The organism is Pseudomonas sp. PB3P13 (genome assembly GCF_054897735.1).
The window spans coordinates 483,235-502,174 of record NZ_CM142702.1; the positions used below are offsets into that span (position 1 = coordinate 483,235).

Annotated in this window: 16 protein-coding genes; 14 read left to right on the forward strand and 2 right to left on the reverse strand. The window is 60.1% G+C overall.

The window, feature by feature from the left end; genetic code table 11:
• The first annotated feature begins 63 nt into the window (after positions 1–63).
• The gene (locus ACYZT1_RS02275; protein WP_462017474.1) at positions 64–1,074 is read left to right on the forward strand and encodes a class 1 fructose-bisphosphatase; all 1,011 of its coding nucleotides are present in this window, start codon (positions 64–66) and stop codon (positions 1,072–1,074) included.
• A gap of 2 nt (positions 1,075–1,076) precedes the next feature.
• Positions 1,077–1,679: a DUF924 family protein gene (locus ACYZT1_RS02280; RefSeq protein ID WP_462017475.1), complete on the forward strand. Its 603-nt coding sequence runs from the start codon at positions 1,077–1,079 to the stop codon at positions 1,677–1,679.
• Between the two features lie 117 nt (positions 1,680–1,796).
• Here ACYZT1_RS02280 and ACYZT1_RS02285 read toward each other — a convergent pair whose 3' ends face one another.
• Positions 1,797–3,689, reverse strand: a complete 1,893-nt coding sequence (locus ACYZT1_RS02285) for a methyl-accepting chemotaxis protein (protein ID WP_462017476.1) — start codon at positions 3,687–3,689, stop codon at positions 1,797–1,799.
• 258 nt (positions 3,690–3,947) lie between these two features.
• Between ACYZT1_RS02285 and ACYZT1_RS02290 the strand changes: the two genes are divergently transcribed.
• Both ACYZT1_RS02290 and ACYZT1_RS02295 read left to right on the forward strand, forming a co-directional pair.
• Positions 3,948–4,202 (forward strand): hypothetical protein, encoded by a 255-nt coding sequence (locus ACYZT1_RS02290; protein WP_462017477.1) that lies wholly within the window; start codon positions 3,948–3,950, stop codon positions 4,200–4,202.
• 30 nt (positions 4,203–4,232) lie between these two features.
• On the forward strand, positions 4,233–4,802 hold the full coding sequence (locus ACYZT1_RS02295; RefSeq protein ID WP_462017478.1) for a lipocalin family protein: 570 nt from the start codon (positions 4,233–4,235) through the stop codon (positions 4,800–4,802).
• Between the two features lie 119 nt (positions 4,803–4,921).
• Here the strand turns inward: ACYZT1_RS02295 and ACYZT1_RS02300 are convergent, their stop codons facing one another.
• A complete protein-coding gene (locus ACYZT1_RS02300) occupies positions 4,922–6,286 on the reverse strand; it encodes a formimidoylglutamate deiminase (RefSeq protein WP_462017479.1) in 1,365 nt (454 codons plus the stop codon).
• Between the two features lie 145 nt (positions 6,287–6,431).
• On the opposite strand from ACYZT1_RS02300, the gene hutC reads away from it, so the two are divergent.
• From hutC to hutI, 10 genes are all read left to right on the forward strand, one after another.
• Positions 6,432–7,142 (forward strand): histidine utilization repressor, encoded by a 711-nt coding sequence (hutC, locus tag ACYZT1_RS02305; RefSeq protein WP_462019172.1) that lies wholly within the window; start codon positions 6,432–6,434, stop codon positions 7,140–7,142.
• Positions 7,143–7,152: 10 nt separating this feature from the next.
• Positions 7,153–7,722: a HutD/Ves family protein gene (locus ACYZT1_RS02310; RefSeq protein WP_462017480.1), complete on the forward strand. Its 570-nt coding sequence runs from the start codon at positions 7,153–7,155 to the stop codon at positions 7,720–7,722.
• Positions 7,723–8,170: 448 nt separating this feature from the next.
• The gene (gene hutU / locus ACYZT1_RS02315; RefSeq protein WP_462017481.1) at positions 8,171–9,868 is read left to right on the forward strand and encodes a urocanate hydratase; all 1,698 of its coding nucleotides are present in this window, start codon (positions 8,171–8,173) and stop codon (positions 9,866–9,868) included.
• A gap of 163 nt (positions 9,869–10,031) precedes the next feature.
• The gene (locus tag ACYZT1_RS02320) at positions 10,032–11,504 is read left to right on the forward strand and encodes a purine-cytosine permease family protein (protein ID WP_462017482.1); all 1,473 of its coding nucleotides are present in this window, start codon (positions 10,032–10,034) and stop codon (positions 11,502–11,504) included.
• A gap of 70 nt (positions 11,505–11,574) precedes the next feature.
• Positions 11,575–12,543, forward strand: a complete 969-nt coding sequence (locus ACYZT1_RS02325) for an ABC transporter substrate-binding protein (protein ID WP_462017483.1) — start codon at positions 11,575–11,577, stop codon at positions 12,541–12,543.
• Between the two features lie 69 nt (positions 12,544–12,612).
• Positions 12,613–13,464 carry an ABC transporter permease gene (locus ACYZT1_RS02330; RefSeq protein WP_462017484.1) on the forward strand — a complete coding sequence of 284 codons (852 nt, stop codon included), beginning with the start codon at positions 12,613–12,615 and terminating at the stop codon, positions 13,462–13,464.
• A complete protein-coding gene (locus tag ACYZT1_RS02335; RefSeq protein WP_462017485.1) occupies positions 13,461–14,291 on the forward strand; it encodes a quaternary amine ABC transporter ATP-binding protein in 831 nt (276 codons plus the stop codon). Before ACYZT1_RS02330 ends, ACYZT1_RS02335 begins: the two co-directional genes overlap by 4 nt.
• A 111-nt stretch (positions 14,292–14,402) precedes the next feature.
• A complete protein-coding gene (gene hutH, locus ACYZT1_RS02340) occupies positions 14,403–15,926 on the forward strand; it encodes a histidine ammonia-lyase (RefSeq protein WP_462017486.1) in 1,524 nt (507 codons plus the stop codon).
• A 115-nt stretch (positions 15,927–16,041) separates the two neighbouring features.
• Positions 16,042–17,574 carry a histidine ammonia-lyase gene (gene hutH / locus ACYZT1_RS02345; RefSeq protein WP_462017487.1) on the forward strand — a complete coding sequence of 511 codons (1,533 nt, stop codon included), beginning with the start codon at positions 16,042–16,044 and terminating at the stop codon, positions 17,572–17,574.
• A gap of 153 nt (positions 17,575–17,727) precedes the next feature.
• Positions 17,728–18,933, forward strand: coding sequence for an imidazolonepropionase (gene hutI, locus ACYZT1_RS02350; RefSeq protein WP_462017488.1), 1,206 nt, complete (start codon positions 17,728–17,730; stop codon positions 18,931–18,933).
• Positions 18,934–18,940 lie beyond the last annotated feature (7 nt).

The window sequence follows — 18,940 nt, forward strand, 5'->3', positions numbered from 1 at the left end:
CAATGCACCCCGACTCGCGCTAAACTGCGCGGGTTTTCAGCCCCCCATTCCACGGAGCCTTCCATGTCCCGCGTTACCCTGAGTCGCTATCTGATTGAGCAGACCCGTAGCAACAACACGCCTGCCGATCTGCGTTTCCTGATCGAAGTGGTGGCGCGCGCCTGTAAAGAAATCAGCCACGCCGTGTCCAAAGGCGCCCTGGGTGGTGTTCTGGGCAGCATGGGCACTGAAAACGTCCAAGGCGAAGTGCAGAAGAAACTCGACGTGATTTCCAACGAGATTCTGCTCGAAGCCAACGAATGGGGCGGTCACCTGGCCGGCATGGCGTCCGAAGAAATGGACAATGCCTACCAGATTCCGGGCAAATACCCGAAAGGCGCGTACCTGTTGGTGTTCGACCCACTGGACGGTTCGTCGAACATCGACATCAACGCCCCGGTCGGCACCATTTTCTCGGTACTGCGTTGCCCGAGCGAGTACCTCAGCCAGAACGAAGCCCTGAATGAAAAAGCGTTCCTGCAACCAGGCACCGAACAAGTAGCGGCCGGCTATGCCATCTACGGCCCGCAGACCATGCTCGTACTCACCCTGGGCGACGGCGTCAAAGGCTTCACGCTGGACCGTGAAATGGGCAGCTTCGTACTGACCCACGAAGACATTACCATTCCTGAGACCACCCAGGAATTCGCCATCAACTCGTCCAACCAGCGTCACTGGGAAGCGCCGGTACAACGTTATGTCGACGAACTGCTGGCGGGTGATGAAGGCCCGTTGAAAAAGAACTACAACATGCGCTGGGTCGCCGCGATGGTTGCCGATGTGCACCGTATCCTGACGCGTGGCGGTCTGTTCATGTACCCACGCGACAGCCGCGAGCCGTCCAAGCCGGGCAAATTGCGCCTGATGTACGAAGCCAACCCTATGTCATTTCTGGTCGAGCAAGCGGGCGGTGCGTCCACCGACGGCCATCAGCGCATCCTCGACATTCAGCCCGAAGGCCTGCACCAGCGCGTAGCGGTGTTCCTCGGATCGAAAGAAGAAGTCGCACGCGTCACGGCTTACCACAAGGAATAAACATGACCGCGCCCTGGCAGCCATTGCTCGAATGGTGGTTCGGTTCCGCCGAATCACCGCAAGAGACAGTGGCTGACAAGGGCAGGTTGTGGTTCGGCAAACGCGACAGCCAGGACCTCGAAGCGCAGACGCGTTTCGGAGGCCGGGTCGAGCAGGCGCTGGCCGGCGAATTGACCGAGTGGGCGCAACGCCCCGAGGGTTGGCTGGCACTGGTGCTGTTGCTCGATCAATTGCCGCGCATGATCTATCGCGATTCTCCTCAATCCTTTTCAGGTGACCACCGGGCTCAAGCACTGGTGGCTCAAGGCATTGCCGCGGATTTTGATAGGCGGTTGCAGCCGATACAGCGTGTGTTCATCTACCTGGTGTTCGAACATTGCGAAAACCTGGCCGTGCAAAACGAAGCCGTCTCGCGCTACATCGATCTGCTCGCGCAGCAGCCGGAGGCCGATCGGGCATTGTTTGCCGATTACCTGGACTTTGCCGAGAAGCATCAAAAGGTCATTGCGCGGTTTGGACGGTTTCCGCACAGGAATGCGGTGCTGGGGCGGGAGTCGACGGCTGAGGAGTTGGCGTTTCTTGCGCAGCCTGGTTCCAGATTCTAATGCTTCGTTGTTGCTGATGCCGCCATCGCCAGCAGGGTGGCTCCCACATTTGGTTTGTGTCGGTCACAAATCCCCTCTGGGAGCCAGCCTGCGGGCGATGAGGCCAGTGAAAGCGCCTTAAATCCTGAAACTACCCACCAACTGCTTCAACCGCGCCGCCTGCTGCTCCAGGTCCGAGCAGGCTCGCAACGTTGAATGCAAATTCTCCACACCTTCCTGATTCAGCATGTTGATCTCGGTGATGTCGACATTGATCGACTCCACCACCGCCGTTTGCTCTTCGGTTGCGGTAGCTACGGACTGGTTCATGCCGTCGATTTCGCCGATACGCTGGGTCACGCTGCCCAGACGCTCGCCCGCCTGATTGGCAATGCCGACACTGCTTTCGCTTTGACGCTGACTGTCGGTCATGGTGATGACCGCTTCGCGGGCGCCGACTTGCAGTTCCTCGATCATCTTCTGCACCTGCTGGGCCGAATCCTGCGTGCGGTGAGCGAGGTTGCGAACTTCATCGGCGACCACCGCAAAACCGCGTCCCGCTTCGCCGGCGCGGGCGGCCTCGATGGCGGCGTTCAAGGCCAGCAGGTTGGTCTGCTGCGAGATGCTGGTGATCACTTCCAGAATCTGCCCGATGTTGACGGTGTTGCTGTTGAGCGTTTCGATATTGCCGCATGAATCGCTGATCTTCGCCGAGAGCTGCTGCATTGCCGTGATGGTTTTATCCACCACGTGTTGGCCGTCTTCAGCCAGTGCGCGCGCGTCGCTGGAATGCTGAGAGGCGAGGGCGGCGTTCTGGGCGATTTCCTGAGCGGCGGCGCCGAGCTGGTTGATCGCGGCGGCGACACTGCTGGTGCGCGAGGCTTGCTGGTCGGAGTTGAACATCGATGAATTCGACGCGGCAACCACGCGCAGGGCGACTTCGTTGACCTGGCCGGTGGCCGAAGACACTTCACGAATCGAGGTATGAATACGTTCCACAAACCGGTTGAACGAGGTGCCCAGCGCGCCGAATTCATCCTGGCCATGAATGGTCAGGCGTTTGGTCAGGTCACCTTCACCTTCGGCAATGTCATGCATCGCGCGGCCCATGGTCAGCAGCGGCTGCATCAGGAAACTGATCAGCATGCCCAGCAGCGCAATGATGATCACCACCGCGATGACCATGGCGATGATCGCCGACGTCCGGAATTCGCTGAGCATTGCGAACGCGGTGTCCTGGTCCAGCACCAGCGCGACATACCAGTCCGCCGACGGCACGCCGTTGACGTGGGTGAAAGAGATGAACTGGCGCTGGCCGTCGATCTCGACTTCTTTCATGCCCGGGCTGACCTGCGGCGCGCCGTTCGGGTAAGCCTCGGCCAGATTCTTCAGCACCAGTTTGCTGTCCGGGTGAATCAGGATCTTGCCGTCGGCGCCGACAATAAAGGCATGACCGTGGCCACCGAAGTTCAGCAAGTTGATGATTGCACTGACGCTGGACAGGTCGATGTCCGCACCGGCGACGCCGATCATCTGGCCTTCACGTTTCACGGGTGTGGCAACCGTGATCACCAGTTTGCCGGAAGACGCCGCTATGTAGGGTTCGGTGACGATGGTCTGCTGTGCACTGTTGGCCGCTTTGTACCAGCCGCGCGCGCGTGGGTCGTAGTCGGCGGCGCGATTACCGGCCGGGATGGAGAACATCACGCCGTCGGTGCCGCCAAAGTAGCTCAACTGAAAATTGCTGGTGTATGCCGGCAGGTCGATGGCGCGTTTGAGATCGGCCGGCGCACTGCCGTCTACGGCGATCTGCTGAGACAACGACTGCAGCAACTGGATGCGGCTTTCAAGCCAGGTTTGAATATTGCTGGTGGTCAGGCTGCCAAGCTCCTGCATCGACGTTTCGGTGCTGCTGCGCAGAGTCTGGCGCTGCCGGTAGTCGTTGAACATTATGAAACAAGCGAATGCAACGGCCACCACGAGGGCGGCAGCCAGCAGGATCTTGTGGCTGAATTTCATGTTTCTGGTCATGGGTTGAGCTACCGCGGAGGGGGCTGGTGTTGGGGCGAATCTGTCTCTACATAATGTGTCGACTGCGAAGCGTCAAAGATTAGGCACCTTTCGGTATTTGCGACGAAATGCTCAATACCCGAGAAAAGTTCCTGATATTTAAGAAATGCCGGACGAGCGGCCTTACAAATAGCCCCACGGTCGGGGAACCAGACAGGGGATTTCTCTTCTAAGGTTTGCCTGGCAGCCTGCCAGCCCCCTTCGCTCCAGGAGTTCACCATGTCGCTGCGATCCATCGCCTTGTTGTCGTTCTGCGTGCTGCTGACCGCTTGCAGCAAGGTCAATCAGGAAAATTATTCCAAGCTGGAGGCCGGTATGCCCAAGTCAGAGGTGGAAACCTTGCTGGGCAAAGCCACGGATTGCTCGGGCGCGCTCGGCATGTCCAGTTGCACCTGGGGCGACAAAAACAGCTTTATCAGCGTGCAGTATGCCGGTGACAAAGTGCTGATGTTTTCCGGCCAAGGTCTGAAGTAAACCGGGGCTGACGCCCACGGGAGAAAAACAATGAAGCGGTTATTGATCCTGTTTTTTGCCGGCCTGGTTTTGGCCGGCTGCGCCACTTCTGGCGAAGATACACTGGCGCCGAAAACCGTCGACAGCGTCAACCTGAAGAAGTACCAAGGGACCTGGTACGAACTGGCCCGGCTACCGATGTATTTCCAGCGCAACTGCGCGCAATCCGAAGCCCATTACACCCTCAAACCGGATGGCAACGTATTGGTATTGAACCGCTGCCTGACTGAAAACTGGCAGTGGGAAGAGGCTAAAGGCACGGCGTACCCGCAGGTGCCGGGCAAGACCGACAAGCTGTGGGTCGAGTTTGATACCTGGTTCTCGCGTTTATTACCCGGCGTGGCGAAGGGGCAATATTGGGTGCTGTACGTCAGTGATGATTACAAGACCGCCATCGTCGGCGACCCCAGTCGCAAGTATCTATGGCTACTGTCGCGGTCACCATCGGTCAGCGGCGTAGTGCGCGAAGACCTGCTGAGCAAGGCGCGCCAGCAGGGTTACGACACCACGCGACTGATCTGGCGCGCGTCGGAGACGCAGATGGCCAAGACGTCGCACTGACGACCGGCAAAGATCCATTGTGGGAGTGAGCCTGCTCGCGATAGCGGACTGTCAGCCAGCATTGATGTTGAGGCTGATGGCGCTATCGCGAGCAGGCTCACTCCCACAATTTTTTGATGTCAGCCCAAAAGTTCGCGCAGGACCTGAGTAAAGGCGCGGGTGCTCTCCTCTTCGCCGGCATGGCGCCCGTCCCGCACGACCCACTGTCCATTGACCACTACGTCCCGCACCTGGCGATCGCCGCCAGCGAACAACCAGCGATTCAGAATCCCGTCGCCTGTGGCTGTCGCCAGGTACGGATCGTTGCCATCGAGCACCAGCCAATCTGCCCGCTTGCCAACTTCCAGCGCCCCAATCGGTTGCCCCAGCGCCTGAGTGCCACCTTCCAGTGCCGCGTCGTATAACGTTCGGCCAACCATCGGCTGGTCCGCGCCGTACAAACGGTTACGCCGCTGATCGCGCAGGCGCTGGCCATATTCCAGCCAACGCAACTCTTCCACCACACTCAATGACACATGGCTGTCGGAGCCGATGCCCATGCGTCCACCTTGGCCGAGAAAGTCCACAGCCGGGAAAATACCGTCGCCCAGATTGGCCTCGGTGGTCAGGCACAAACCGGCGATGGCGCGACTGTTGGCCATCAGCGTCACCTCTTCCGGGTTGGCGTGGGTGGCGTGAACCAGGCACCAGCGCTGATCGACCTCGGCGTTTTCGTAGAGCCATTGCAACGGACGGCGACCACTCCAGCTCAGGCAGTCGTCGACTTCCTTCTGCTGTTCGGCGATGTGAATGTGCACCGGGCACTGCTTGTCGCTGGCCGCCAGGACTTCACTGATTTGTTGTGGCGTGACTGCACGCAATGAGTGGAAACACAAACCCAGCGATTGCGCCGGTTGCTTTGCCAGAATCGGCTGCAAATGCGCTTGCAGCTTCAAATAGTTTTCGGTGCTGTTGATAAACCGGCGCTGACCGTCGTTCGGGGCCTGGCCGCCGAAACCGGAATGGCTGTAGAGCACCGGCAGCAGGGTCAGGCCGATGCCCGCAGACCGCGCGGCCTGGCTGATTTGCAGCGCCAGCTCGGCCGGATCGGTGTAAGGCTGACCGCTGGCGTCGTGATGAACGTAATGGAATTCCGCAACCGAAGTGTAACCGGCCTTGAGCATTTCGATGTACAGCTGACGGGCGATGACACCGAGCTGATCCGGGCTGATTTTTCCGACGAGCCGATACATCAGATCGCGCCAGGTCCAGAAACTGTCGTTCGGGTTGCCCGCCACTTCCGCCAGCCCGGCCATCGCTCGCTGGAACGCGTGTGAGTGCAGATTCGGCATCCCCGGCAGCAGCGGACCGTTCAACCGTTCGGCGCCATGTGCGTGGGAATCGGCCTGGATACGGGTTATAACGCCATCGCCGCTGACCTCAACGCGTACGTTATTGGCCCATCCATCAGGCAGCAGTGCGCGTTCGGCAAAGAAGGCGGACATGTTCAGCACCCCATCGTGTGTTATTTGTATATACATATACAGACGTTTGCCTGCCCGGTAAACTCCGGCAAGCTAGCAACCATTCTCAGATGACCAAGGATTTACCGTGCCGACTCCGCCTCCAGTGTCACCGTTGGCCGCGAACATGGGCGACAGTCCGGCGCCCTTGTACGCGCGCGTAAAACAGATGATCACCCAGCAGATCGACAGTGGAAACTGGCCGCCGCATTACCGCGTTCCGTCGGAAAGCGAGCTGGTCAGTCAGCTGGGTTTCAGCCGCATGACCATCAACCGCGCCCTGCGTGAAATGACTGCCGACGGTCTGCTGGTGCGCATGCAAGGCGTCGGCACTTTCGTCGCCGAGCCGAAAAGTCAGTCGGCCCTGTTTGAAGTGCACAACATCGCCGACGAGATCGCCTCACGCGGTCATCGCCATACCTGCAAAGTCATCACCCTCGAAGAAGAGGCCGCGGGCTCCGAGCGTGCGCTGGCACTGGACATGCGCGAAGGGCAGAAAGTCTTTCACTCGCTGATCGTGCATTTCGAAAACGATATTGCGGTGCAAATCGAAGATCGTTTCGTCAACGCGCTGGTGGCGCCGGATTACCTCAAGCAGGACTTCACCCTGCAAACCCCTTACGCCTACCTGAACCAGGTCGCGCCGCTGACCGAGGGCGAGCATGTGGTCGAGGCGATTCTGGCCGAGGCGTCCGAATGCAAGTTGCTGCAGATTGAAAAGGGCGAGCCCTGCCTGCTGATTCGTCGCCGCACCTGGTCGGGCCGTCAGCCAGTGACCGCCGCCCGTTTGATCCACCCGGGTTCCCGTCATCGTCTGGAAGGGCGGTTCCATAAATAAAGAGCCAGAAATGAGCGAATTGAAGGTTTGGCGCGCGGTCGACTATCCACGTATGCCGTGGAAAAACGGCGGCGGCAGCACAGAAGAAATCACCCGCGATGCGGGAACGGGTCTCGATGGGTTTGGCTGGCGCTTGTCGATTGCCGACATCGGCGAATCGGGCGACTTTTCCACGTTTGCCGGCTACCAGCGGGTGATAACCGTGCTGGAAGGCGAAGGCATGAACTTGCGGGTTGATGGTCACGACACTCGGCCGTTGTTACCGCTGGACCCGTTTGCCTTCGGTGGCGAAAGCCAGGTGTCCTGCACATTGCTCGGCGGGCCTATCCGTGATTTCAACCTGATTTACGCGCCGGAGCGTTACAGCGCGCGTTTGCAGTGGCTGAAAGGTGAGCAGCGGTTTTTCAGTTCGGCGGGGACTGTGTTGGTGTTCAGCGTGACCGATGCGCTGGAAGTCAAAGTTGGTAACAGCGCCTCACAACTGCGTCGCCATGATTGCCTGCAATACGACGGTAACACTGGCCTGCTGGAAGTCTCCAGTACCGGTGCCTGCTGCGTAATCGAGCTGACTGCACGCTGATCAACTGCTGAACAAATCCACTGTGGCGAGGGGATTGACTGTGGCGAGGGGGCTTGGCGACGCTTCGCCAAGCCCCCTCGCCACAAAACCGATTTTTTACCTGTTTCCCATCACGCACCATCTTGTTACCGAACGCCCCAGCGTGGCGCAAAGCTACGGTTGGAAATCAACAGCGACCCCTCTGCTAAATCCCCCTCCAAAAAATTTCATCTTCGCCAGAACCCTTGGTTCAGGCGCTCTCCAGCCCTGCGCCGGTTTTCTCAAAAGATCGTTTCATAAAGTTGGCCGCTCGATTGCATATGCTTGTATGTACAAGTAAAGACGTATGCGTATGAGTCGAACCAGATTCTCCGCAGCGTCCACTGATTCGCTTGCGACGCAACAAGGCGCGCAGGCTGCTTGCCCACTGCCAGGGCTGGTTTGAATTGATCGCTGAGGAGTCTTTTTCGTGACTGACAATAAATCTACGACCGCATCTTTCACCAGGCGCCGTGACGTTGAAATCCGTGCCGCCCGCGGTAACACGCTGACCGCCAAGAGCTGGCTGACCGAAGCGCCGCTGCGCATGTTGATGAACAACCTCGACCCGGAAGTCGCCGAGAACCCTAAAGAACTGGTGGTTTACGGCGGTATCGGGCGTGCGGCGCGTAACTGGGAATGCTACGACAAGATCGTCGAGAGTCTGACCAACCTGAATGACGACGAGACCCTGCTGGTGCAATCGGGCAAACCGGTCGGCGTGTTCAAAACGCACAGCAATGCGCCACGCGTGCTGATTGCCAACTCCAACCTCGTTCCGCATTGGGCGAGCTGGGAGCACTTCAACGAGCTCGATGCCAAAGGCCTGGCCATGTATGGCCAGATGACTGCCGGCAGCTGGATCTATATCGGCAGCCAGGGCATCGTCCAGGGCACTTACGAAACCTTCGTTGAAGCCGGTCGCCAACATTACAACGACGATCTGGAAGGTCGCTGGGTGCTGACCGCAGGCCTTGGCGGCATGGGCGGCGCTCAACCACTGGCCGCGACTTTGGCCGGCGCCTGCTCGCTGACCATCGAATGCCAGCAGGTCAGCATCGATTTCCGTTTGAACAGCCGCTATGTCGACGAGCAAGCCACCGACCTCGACGACGCGCTGGCGCGCATCGACAAGTACACCAAGGAAGGCAAAGCGATTTCCATCGCGCTGCTGGGTAACGCCGCTGAAATTCTGCCGGAGCTGGTCAAACGCGGCGTGCGTCCGGACATGGTCACCGACCAGACCAGCGCCCACGACCCGCTCAACGGTTACCTGCCGGCCGGCTGGACCTGGGAAGAGTATCGCGCTCGCGCCAAGACCGAGCCCGCCGCCGTGGTCAAAGCCGCCAAGCAATCGATGGCCGTGCACGTGAAAGCGATGCTGGAATTCCAGAAGATGGGCATTCCGACCTTCGACTACGGCAACAACATCCGTCAGATGGCGCAGGAAGAAGGGGTGGAAAACGCCTTCGACTTCCCGGGCTTCGTACCGGCTTACATCCGTCCGCTGTTCTGCCGTGGCATTGGCCCGTTCCGTTGGGCGGCACTGTCGGGTAACGCCGAGGACATCTACAAGACCGACGCCAAAGTCAAAGAGCTGATCCCGGACGATGCGCACTTGCATAACTGGCTGGACATGGCCCGCGAGCGCATCAGCTTCCAGGGTTTGCCGGCACGTATCTGCTGGGTGGGTCTGGGCCTGCGCGCCAGGCTCGGCCTGGCGTTCAACGAAATGGTGCGCAGCGGTGAATTGTCCGCACCTATCGTAATCGGTCGCGACCACCTGGACTCCGGTTCGGTGGCCAGCCCGAACCGCGAAACCGAATCGATGCAGGACGGTTCCGATGCCGTGTCTGACTGGCCGTTGCTCAACGCTCTGCTGAATACGGCGAGCGGTGCGACCTGGGTTTCCCTGCATCATGGCGGCGGCGTCGGCATGGGTTTCTCGCAGCACTCGGGCATGGTGATCGTCTGCGACGGTACGGATGAAGCCGCCGAGCGAATTGCGCGCGTGCTGCACAACGATCCGGCGACCGGTGTCATGCGCCACGCCGATGCGGGTTACCAGATCGCGATCGATTGCGCCAAGGAGCAGGGTCTGAACCTGCCGATGATTACCGGCAAGTAATACAAATCTGGAGAAGTGCTTAATGTGGGAGCGAGCCTGCTCGCGAAAGCGGTGGGTCAATCAGCATCAATGTTAGATGTGCTGGCGCCTTCGCGAGCAGGCTCGCTCCCACAGGAAAAGCAAAACGAGTCGAATTCCAGGAACAATCCACAGAGGTTGAATCATGGCTGTTAACAACGATCGTGCAGGCAGTAAATCGTTGATCGAAAGGCGTTCGATCGACTACATCCCGGAGGCGGAAAGACACGGTCGTCTGATGAGTCAGTTCACCCTGTGGCTGGGCGCCAACCTGCAAATCACCGCGATTGTCACCGGTGCCCTGGCCGTGGTGCTGGGCGGCGATGTTTTCTGGTCGTTGATCGGTTTGCTGATCGGCCAACTGATCGGCGGCGGGGTAATGGCCTTGCACGCGGCACAAGGGCCGAAGCTTGGCCTGCCGCAGATGATTTCCAGCCGGGTACAGTTTGGCGTGTATGGCGCGGCCATCCCCATCGTGTTGGTCTGTTTGATGTACCTGGGCTTCACCGCAACGGGCACCGTGCTTTCCGGGCAGGCGCTGGGCCAGTTGTTCGGGGTCAGCGACAGCGTCGGCATCCTCATTTTCGCCAGTGTGATCGTGTTGGTCACGGTGCTCGGCTATCGGGTGATTCACTTCATCGGCCGGGTCGCCAGCGTCATTGGCGTAATTGCCTTTATCTACCTGTTCTACCGTCTGATGAGCCAAACGGACGTGGGCGCACTCCTGCAAATCCGCCATTTCAGCTGGAGCAGCTTTCTGCTGTCCGTGTCGCTCGCGGCGTCCTGGCAGATCGCCTTCGGCCCCTACGTGGCGGACTATTCACGCTACCTGCCGAGCAATATTTCCTCGGTGAAAACCTTTTTCGCCGCCGGTGCCGGCTCGGTCATTGGCGCCCAGGTGGCGATGATCCTCGGTGTATTTGCCGCCGCGTCGGCCAACGGTCAATTCGCCGGGCACGAAGTCGCCTACATCGTTGGTCTGGGCGGCACCGGTGCAACCGCGGCGCTGCTGTACTTCAGCATTGCGTTTGGCAAGGTCACCATTTCCACGCTGAACTCCTACGGCAGCTTCATGTGCATTGCGACGATCATCAGCGGGTTTCGTGGTCACCTGCACGTCACGCGCTTGCAGCGTCTGGTCTTCGTGCTGGTTATCGTGGGCACTGCGACCTTGGTCGCGTTGCTCGGTCAGCATTCGTTCCTGGGCGCGTTCAAGTCTTTCATTCTGTTCCTGCTGGCGTTCTTCACACCCTGGAGCGCAATCAACCTGGTGGACTACTACTGCATCACTCGCGAGCGCTATGACGTGCCGGCGCTGGCCGATCCGAACGGTCGCTATGGCCGCTGGAACGCCCTGGGTATCAGCGTGTATGTCTTCGGTGTATTGGTGCAATTGCCTTTCATTGCGACCAAGTTCTATACCGGTCCGTTGGTCGAAACGCTGGGTGGCGTGGATATCTCCTGGATCATCGGTCTGGTGCTACCCGCAGCCCTGTATTACCTGTGTGCGAAACGATGGCACGGTACGGTGCCCGATCATCTGATTCTGCCGGTCGAGCAGGACAGTGGTGCACAACCTGAAACAAAAGTGGTCGGTCGCGCTGCAGCGCAGGCCTGATTGGGACGTGGACAGGGCTGGATGCCTCTTGACTGCCGTAAGCCAATTCATGATTAGGAGCGTCACGACAATGAAATCCAACAAGACCCTGCTGACCGCATTGCTTGCCATGGGCCTGCTGACCGGTGCCGGCGCCACTCAGGCGGCGGGCTGGTGCGAATCGGGCAAACCGGTGAAGTTCGCCGGCCTGAACTGGGAAAGCGGCATGCTGCTGACCGACGTGCTGCAAATCGTTCTGGAGAAAGGCTACGACTGCAAGACCGACAGTTTGCCGGGCAACTCCATCACCATGGAAAACGCCCTGAGCAGCAATGACATTCAGGTGTTCGCCGAAGAATGGGTCGGCCGCAGCGAAGTGTGGAACAAGGCGGAAAAGGCCGGCAAGGTCGTTGGTGTCGGCGCTCCGGTCACTGGCGCCATCGAAGGCTGGTACGTGCCGCGCTACGTGATCGAAGGCGATGCCAGCCGCAAGCTGGAAGCCAAGGCACCCGACCTGAAAAACATTGCCGACCTGGCCAAATACGCAGCCGTTTTCAAGGATCAGGAAGAACCGTCCAAAGGCCGGTTCTACAACTGCCCGGCCGGCTGGACCTGTGAGCTGGACAACAGCGAAATGCTCAAGAGCTACGGTCTGGAAAGCACCTACACCAACTTCCGCCCCGGTACCGGTCCGGCGCTGGATGCAGCGGTATTGTCGAGCTACAAGCGTGGCGAGCCGATCCTGTTCTACTACTGGTCGCCGACGCCGCTGATGGGCCAGGTCGACCTGGTCAAACTCGAAGAACAACCTGGCGTGGACAAGAGCGTGACCATCAAGGTCGGCCTGTCCAGAACTTTCCACGACGAAGCCCCGGAACTGGTGGCCGTGCTGGAAAAGGTCCACTTGCCGATCGACCTGCTCAACCAGAACTTGGGGCGCATGGCCAAGGAGCGGATCACTTCGCCGAAACTGGCGAAAATCTTCCTCAAGGAACATCCTGAAGTCTGGCATGCATGGGTGAGCGAAGACGCAGCCAAAAAGATCGACGCGGCCTTGTAGGTCGAGCGCTTCGACTGCCGGCAGCGGCAGTCGAATGCTTGATCGCAACCCCTTGATTGAGAGTCTCCTATGTTTCCCGAACGCTTTACCTTTTCCATCGCCGACTGGGTCAACAGTTGGGTCGATTCGCTGGTCACCAATTACGGCGACGTGTTCCGCAGCATCTCTGATACGTTGCTCTGGGCCATCGTCAATCTGGAAGGCCTGCTGCGAGCGGCGCCCTGGTGGCTGATGCTCGCTATTGTTGCCGGTGTTGCCTGGCACGCCACGCGCAAAGTGGTGACCACTGCCGTCATCGTCGGTTTGCTGTTTCTGGTGGGCGCGGTCGGCCTCTGGGACAAGCTGATGCAGACGCTGGCGCTGATGATGGTGGCGACGGTCATTTCGGTGCTGATCGGCATCCCGCTGGGCATTCTCTCGGCGCGCAGCAATCGCCTGCGTTCGGTGCTGATGCCCCTGCTGGACATCATGCAGACCATGCCGAGCTTCGTGTACCTGATCCCGGTGCTGATGCTGTTCGGTCTGGGCAAGGTCCCGGCGATTTTCGCGACGGTGATCTACGCCGCACCGCCGCTGATCCGCCTGACCGATCTGGGTATTCGTCAGGTCGACGGCGAAGTGATGGAAGCGATCAATGCGTTCGGTGCCAACCGTTGGCAGCAGCTGTTTGGTGTGCAATTGCCGCTGGCGCTGCCGAGCATCATGGCGGGGATCAATCAGACCACCATGATGGCCCTGTCGATGGTGGTGATTGCCTCGATGATCGGTGCCCGTGGTTTGGGCGAAGACGTGCTGGTGGGGATTCAGACCCTCAACGTTGGACGCGGTCTTGAAGCCGGTCTGGCGATCGTGATTCTGGCAGTGGTCATCGACCGCATTACTCAGGCGTATGGTCGGCCACGGCATGAGGTGAGCAAATGAGCAGCGAAGCCATCAGCAAGATCGAAGTCAAAAACGTCTTCAAGATTTTCGGCAATCGTTCCAGGGAAGCGCTGGCCATGGTCGGGCAGGGCAAAACCAAGGATCAGGTGCTCGCCGACACCGGGTGCGTAGTCGGCGTGAACGACTTGTCGTTAAGCATCGGCACCGGTGAGATTTTTGTGATCATGGGCCTGTCCGGTTCGGGCAAATCCACTCTGGTGCGCCACTTCAATCGCCTGATCGACCCCACCAGCGGCGCGATCCTGGTGGACGGCGTGGACATCCTGCAATACGACATGGAAGCCCTGCGCGAATTTCGCCGGCACAAGATCAGCATGGTGTTCCAGAGCTTCGGATTGCTGCCGCACAAAACCGTGCTGGATAACGTCGGATACGGCCTGAAAGTGCGCGGCGAGAGCAAGCAGATGTGCAGCGAACGCGCGTTGCACTGGATCAACACAGTGGGACTCAAGGGCTACGAAAACAAATACCCGCATCAGCTCTCCGGTGGCATGCGCCAGCGTGTCGGCCTGGCCCGCGCCCTGGCGGCGGACACCGACATCATTCTGATGGACGAAGCGTTCAGCGCCCTCGACCCGTTGATTCGCGCCGAAATGCAGGACCAGTTGCTGGAACTGCAAAAGACCCTGCACAAGACCATCGTCTTCATCACTCACGACCTCGACGAAGCGGTGCGGATTGGTAACCGCATCGCGATCCTCAAGGATGGGCGCCTGATTCAGGTGGGCACACCGCGCGAGATTCTGCATTCGCCGGCGGATGAGTATGTGGACCGGTTTGTTCAGCGGCGGGCTGCGGTCGTCTGAACCTGGACTGCTTCTGTGGCGAGGGGATTTATCCCCGTTGGGTGGCGAAGCCGCCCCAAAACCAGCCACCACAGGATTTCATGCATCAACAGAATTGGTATGAGGCTTGCGATGTCCCAGGCTGAAAAAATCGTTATCGACAACGCCACGTTGCGTTGGCAGGATGTGGTCGCCGTAGCTCGTCACGGCGCGCCGCTCGATCTGTCCGCAGACGCCTGGGCGCGCATTGAAAACGCTCAGGCCATCGTCCAGCGCATTGTCGCCAGTGGCGAGCGCGCCTACGGGGTCAACACCGGCCTGGGCGCGCTGTGCAATGTCTCGCTCAAGGGCGAACAACTCAGCCAACTGTCGCGCAACACGCTGCTCAGCCACGCCTGCGGTGTAGGCCCTGCGCTGACCGACGAACAGACCCGCGCGATCATGTGCGCGGCGATCATCAACTTCAGCCAGGGCAAATCCGGCCTGCACCGCCAAGTGGTGGAAGCCTTGCTGGCGCTGCTCAATCGCGGCATCACCCCGCAAGTGCCGTCGCAAGGTTCAGTGGGCTACCTGACCCACATGGCCCATATCGGCATCGCGCTGCTGGGTGTCGGCGACGTCAGCTATCGCGGGCAGATTGTGCCGGCGCAACAGGCGTTGGCTGAAGAAGATTTGCAGCCGGTTCCGCTCGGCGCCAAAGACGGTTTGTGCCTGGTCAACGGTACGCCGTGCATGACCGGCCTGAGCTGCCTGGCGATCGCCGATGCGACGCGGCTACTGCAGTGGGCCGACGTGATCGGTGCGATGAGTTTCGAAGCGCAACGCGGGCAGATTGCCGCGTTCGATGCCGAGATCATTGCACTCAAGCCGCATCCGGGCATGCAACAGGTCGGCATCAACCTGCGATCGTTGCTGGCGGGCAGTGAAGTGATCGCCTCGAGCGAGGGCATTCGCACCCAGGATGCGTTGAGCATCCGCTCGATTCCGCAGGTTCACGGCGCTGCCCGCGATCAGCTTGAGCACGCTACAAAACAGATCGAAATCGAGCTCAATGGCTGCACCGACAACCCGCTGTTGCTGGGCACGCCGCAGGCCTATCGGGTGATGTCCCAAGCCAACCCGCATGGCCAATCGGTCGCGCTGGCGGCGGATTTGCTGGCGATTGCGATGGCCGAAACCGGCTCCATCGCCGAACGTCGTCTCGACCGTTTGATCAACCCGCACGTTAGCGGTTTGCCGGCATTTCTGGTCGCTAATCCGGGGGTGAATTCGGGAATGATGATTGTGCAATACGTCGCCGCGTCACTGTGTGCGCAAAACCGCCAATTGGCGCAACCCGCGGTGCTCGACAATTTCGTCACCTCGGGCCTGCAGGAAGATCACCTGAGCATGGGCACCAACGCGGCGCTGAAGCTGCATCGCACCCTGGAGAACTGCACGCAGATCCTCGCCATCGAATACTTGCTGGCAGCCCAGGCCTTCGAATTTCTCAAGGAACAACGCTTCGGCGCCGGCACCGATATCGCGTGGCGACTGCTGCGCGAACAGGTGCCGGCCTACGATCAGGACCGTTGGCTGGCGCCGGATATTGCCGCCGCTGCCAGCGTTCTGAAAGACCCCGACCGGCTACGCAACGCGCTGCCTGGTTTGCACTGACCACATCCATACCAGCGTGCCAAGGCGCGGATCGTCCAAGCGACGGGAGGCGACGGATAACGGAATGCTCCGGAGCGACTGGTCGTTAATAACACACTCTTGAAGGAGCATTTGAATGACTGCGCTTAACCTGATTCCCGGCCAACTGAGCCTTGCCCAACTGCGTGACATTTATCAGCAACCGGTGCGGATCACCCTCGACGACAGCGCCTCGGCGCAAATCGAAGCCAGCGTTGCCTGCGTGGAGCAGATCCTGGCCGAAAACCGCACCGCCTACGGCATCAACACCGGTTTCGGCCTGCTCGCCTCGACGCGCATTGCCAGCGAAGACCTGGAAAACCTCCAGCGCTCACTGGTGTTGTCGCATGCCGCCGGTGTCGGCGAACCGATCAGCGATGCCTTGGTGCGGCTGGTCATGGTGCTCAAGGTCAACAGCCTGAGCCGGGGTTTTTCCGGGATTCGCCGGGTGGTGATCGATGCGCTGATCGCACTGATCAACGCCGAGGTGTACCCGCACATCCCGCTGAAGGGTTCGGTGGGTGCTTCCGGCGACCTCGCACCGTTGGCGCACATGTCGCTGGTGCTGTTGGGCGAGGGCAAGGCGCGCTACCAGGGCGAATGGCTGGACGCGACCGAAGCGCTGAAAGTCGCCGGTCTCACGCCGTTGACATTAGCGGCGAAAGAAGGTCTGGCACTGCTCAATGGCACGCAGGTGTCCACCGCTTATGCATTGCGCGGTTTGTTTGAAGGTGAAGATCTGTTTGCCGGCGCCGTCGCGCTGGGCGCCCTCACGGTTGAAGCGGTGTTGGGCTCACGCTCGCCATTCGATGCACGCATCCATGCCGCCCGTGGCCAGAAAGGCCAGATCGACGCCGCAGCCGCCTATCGAGATTTGCTCGGCGAGCGCAGTGAAGTGTCCGATTCGCACCACAATTGCGACAAGGTTCAGGACCCGTATTCCCTGCGTTGTCAGCCGCAGGTCATGGGCGCCTGCCTGACCCAGTTCCGTCAGGCGGCCGAAGTGCTCGCGGTCGAAGCCAACGCAGTGTCCGACAACCCGTTGGTGTTCGCCGCTGAAGGCGACGTGATCTCTGGCGGTAACTTCCACGCCGAGCCCGTGGCGATGGCAGCGGACAACATGGCGCTGGCGATTGCCGAGATCGCCTCGCTGAGCGAGCGCCGCATTTCGTTGATGATGGACAAGCACATGTCGCAACTGCCGCCGTTTCTGGTGGCCAATGGCGGCGTCAATTCCGGTTTCATGATCGCCCAGGTCACGGCGGCGGCGCTGGCCAGCGAAAACAAGGCGTTGTCGCATCCGCATTCGGTAGACAGCCTGCCGACTTCGGCCAACCAGGAAGACCACGTGTCCATGGCCCCGGCGGCCGGCAAGCGGTTGTGGGAAATGGCGGAAAACACTCGCGGCGTGCTGGCGGTGGAATGGCTGGCGGCGTGTCAGGGTCTGGATTTGCGTGAGGGTCTGAAGACCTCGGCGAAGCTGGAAAAGGCCCGTGCGATTTTGCGGGCAGAAGTGCCGTTTTATGAGAAAGACCGGTTTTTTGCGCCGGATATCAATGCGGCCACCGAGCTGTTGGCGACGCGTTGCCTGAACGAGCTGATCACGACGAACATTTTGCCCAGCCTGTGATGGCCCCATCGCCAGCAGGCTGGCTCCCACAGGGATGTGCGATCACTGAAGTTCCATTCAGGCCGGTGCCCACAGAGATCGGTTGAGCACTGGAGATTCATTGTGGGAGCGAGCTTGCTCGCGATTCGATTTTGAATTTGATGGAGATTTGGGATGAAAACCCTCTGGCACAACTGCCACGTCGCGACCATGGCGCAAGGCGTCTACTCGATCATCGAGGATGCCGCCATCGTGACCTCCGGTGCGCACATCGAGTGGATCGGCCCCCACGCTGAACTGCCGCCGGGTGACTATTCGGCGGTTCGCGATTTGAACGGCGCCTGGGTCACCCCGGGCCTGATCGACTGTCACACGCACACGGTGTTCGGCGGTAACCGCAGCGGTGAATTCGAGCAGCGTCTGCAAGGCGTCAACTATGCCGACATCGCAGCCGCCGGCGGCGGCATTGCCAGCTCCGTGCGCGCTACCCGTGCCGCAACTGAGGACGAACTGTTCGCCAGCGCCGCCAAGCGCTTGAAAAGCCTGATGCGCGACGGCGTGACCACTGTCGAAATGAAATCCGGCTATGGCCTCGACCTGGCCAGTGAGCGAAAAATCCTGCGGGTGATACGTCGTCTCGGCGCGGAACTGCCGGTCAGCGTGCGCAGCACCTGCCTGGCCGCCCACGCCATGCCGCCGGAATACACGGATCGCGCCGACGACTACATCGACCACATCTGCACGCAGATGCTTCCGGCGCTCGCCGCTGAAGGTCTGGTGGATGCCGTCGATGCGTTCTGCGAACACCTGGCGTTTACGCCCGCGCAGGTTGAGCGAGTGTTCATCGCCGCGAAACAGCTGGGCTTGCCGGTGAAGTTGCACGCCGAGCAATTGTCGTCGCTCAACGGCTCAAGTCTGGCGGCGAAATATCACGCCTTGTCGGCCGATCATCTGGAATTCATGACCGAAGCCGACGCCATCGCCATGGCGGCCTCTGGCACGGTCGCCGTGTTGCTCCCCGGCGCGTTCTACTTCCTGCGTGAAACTCAATTGCCGCCCATGGACGCGCTGCGCAAGCACGGGGTGAAAATCGCCATCGCCAGCGACCTCAATCCCGGCACATCGCCGGCACTGTCTTTACGCCTGATGCTGAACATGGCGTGCACCTGTTTGCGCATGACCCCGGAAGAAGCGCTGGCCGGCGCGACGATTCATGCCGCCGCAGCGCTGGGAATGGCCGACACTCACGGCTCGCTGGAAAACGGCAAAGTGGCGGATTTCGTTGCCTGGCAAATCGATCGTCCTGCCGACCTGTCGTACTGGTTGGGCGGCGATCTGGAAAAACGCGTCGTGCGTCACGGCGTCGAAACGAATCTGTAGGAGAGCA

Excerpts from the sequence above, each read along its gene's own strand:
- hutC (WP_462019172.1), top strand. The coding sequence starts at position 6,432 with ATGGGCGACAGTCCGGCGCCCTTGTACGCGCGCGTAAAACAGATGATC.
- ACYZT1_RS02320 (WP_462017482.1), top strand. The coding sequence starts at position 10,032 with ATGGCTGTTAACAACGATCGTGCAGGCAGTAAATCGTTGATCGAAAGG.
- ACYZT1_RS02330 (WP_462017484.1), top strand. The coding sequence starts at position 12,613 with ATGTTTCCCGAACGCTTTACCTTTTCCATCGCCGACTGGGTCAACAGT.
- ACYZT1_RS02310 (WP_462017480.1), top strand. The coding sequence starts at position 7,153 with ATGAGCGAATTGAAGGTTTGGCGCGCGGTCGACTATCCACGTATGCCG.
- ACYZT1_RS02285 (WP_462017476.1), bottom strand. The coding sequence starts at position 3,689 with ATGACCAGAAACATGAAATTCAGCCACAAGATCCTGCTGGCTGCCGCC.
- ACYZT1_RS02335 (WP_462017485.1), top strand. The coding sequence starts at position 13,461 with ATGAGCAGCGAAGCCATCAGCAAGATCGAAGTCAAAAACGTCTTCAAG.
- ACYZT1_RS02275 (WP_462017474.1), top strand. The coding sequence starts at position 64 with ATGTCCCGCGTTACCCTGAGTCGCTATCTGATTGAGCAGACCCGTAGC.
- hutI (WP_462017488.1), top strand. The coding sequence starts at position 17,728 with ATGAAAACCCTCTGGCACAACTGCCACGTCGCGACCATGGCGCAAGGC.
- ACYZT1_RS02300 (WP_462017479.1), bottom strand. The coding sequence starts at position 6,286 with ATGTCCGCCTTCTTTGCCGAACGCGCACTGCTGCCTGATGGATGGGCC.
- ACYZT1_RS02290 (WP_462017477.1), top strand. The coding sequence starts at position 3,948 with ATGTCGCTGCGATCCATCGCCTTGTTGTCGTTCTGCGTGCTGCTGACC.
- ACYZT1_RS02280 (WP_462017475.1), top strand. The coding sequence starts at position 1,077 with ATGACCGCGCCCTGGCAGCCATTGCTCGAATGGTGGTTCGGTTCCGCC.
- hutH (WP_462017487.1), top strand. The coding sequence starts at position 16,042 with ATGACTGCGCTTAACCTGATTCCCGGCCAACTGAGCCTTGCCCAACTG.
- ACYZT1_RS02295 (WP_462017478.1), top strand. The coding sequence starts at position 4,233 with ATGAAGCGGTTATTGATCCTGTTTTTTGCCGGCCTGGTTTTGGCCGGC.
- hutH (WP_462017486.1), top strand. The coding sequence starts at position 14,403 with ATGTCCCAGGCTGAAAAAATCGTTATCGACAACGCCACGTTGCGTTGG.
- ACYZT1_RS02325 (WP_462017483.1), top strand. The coding sequence starts at position 11,575 with ATGAAATCCAACAAGACCCTGCTGACCGCATTGCTTGCCATGGGCCTG.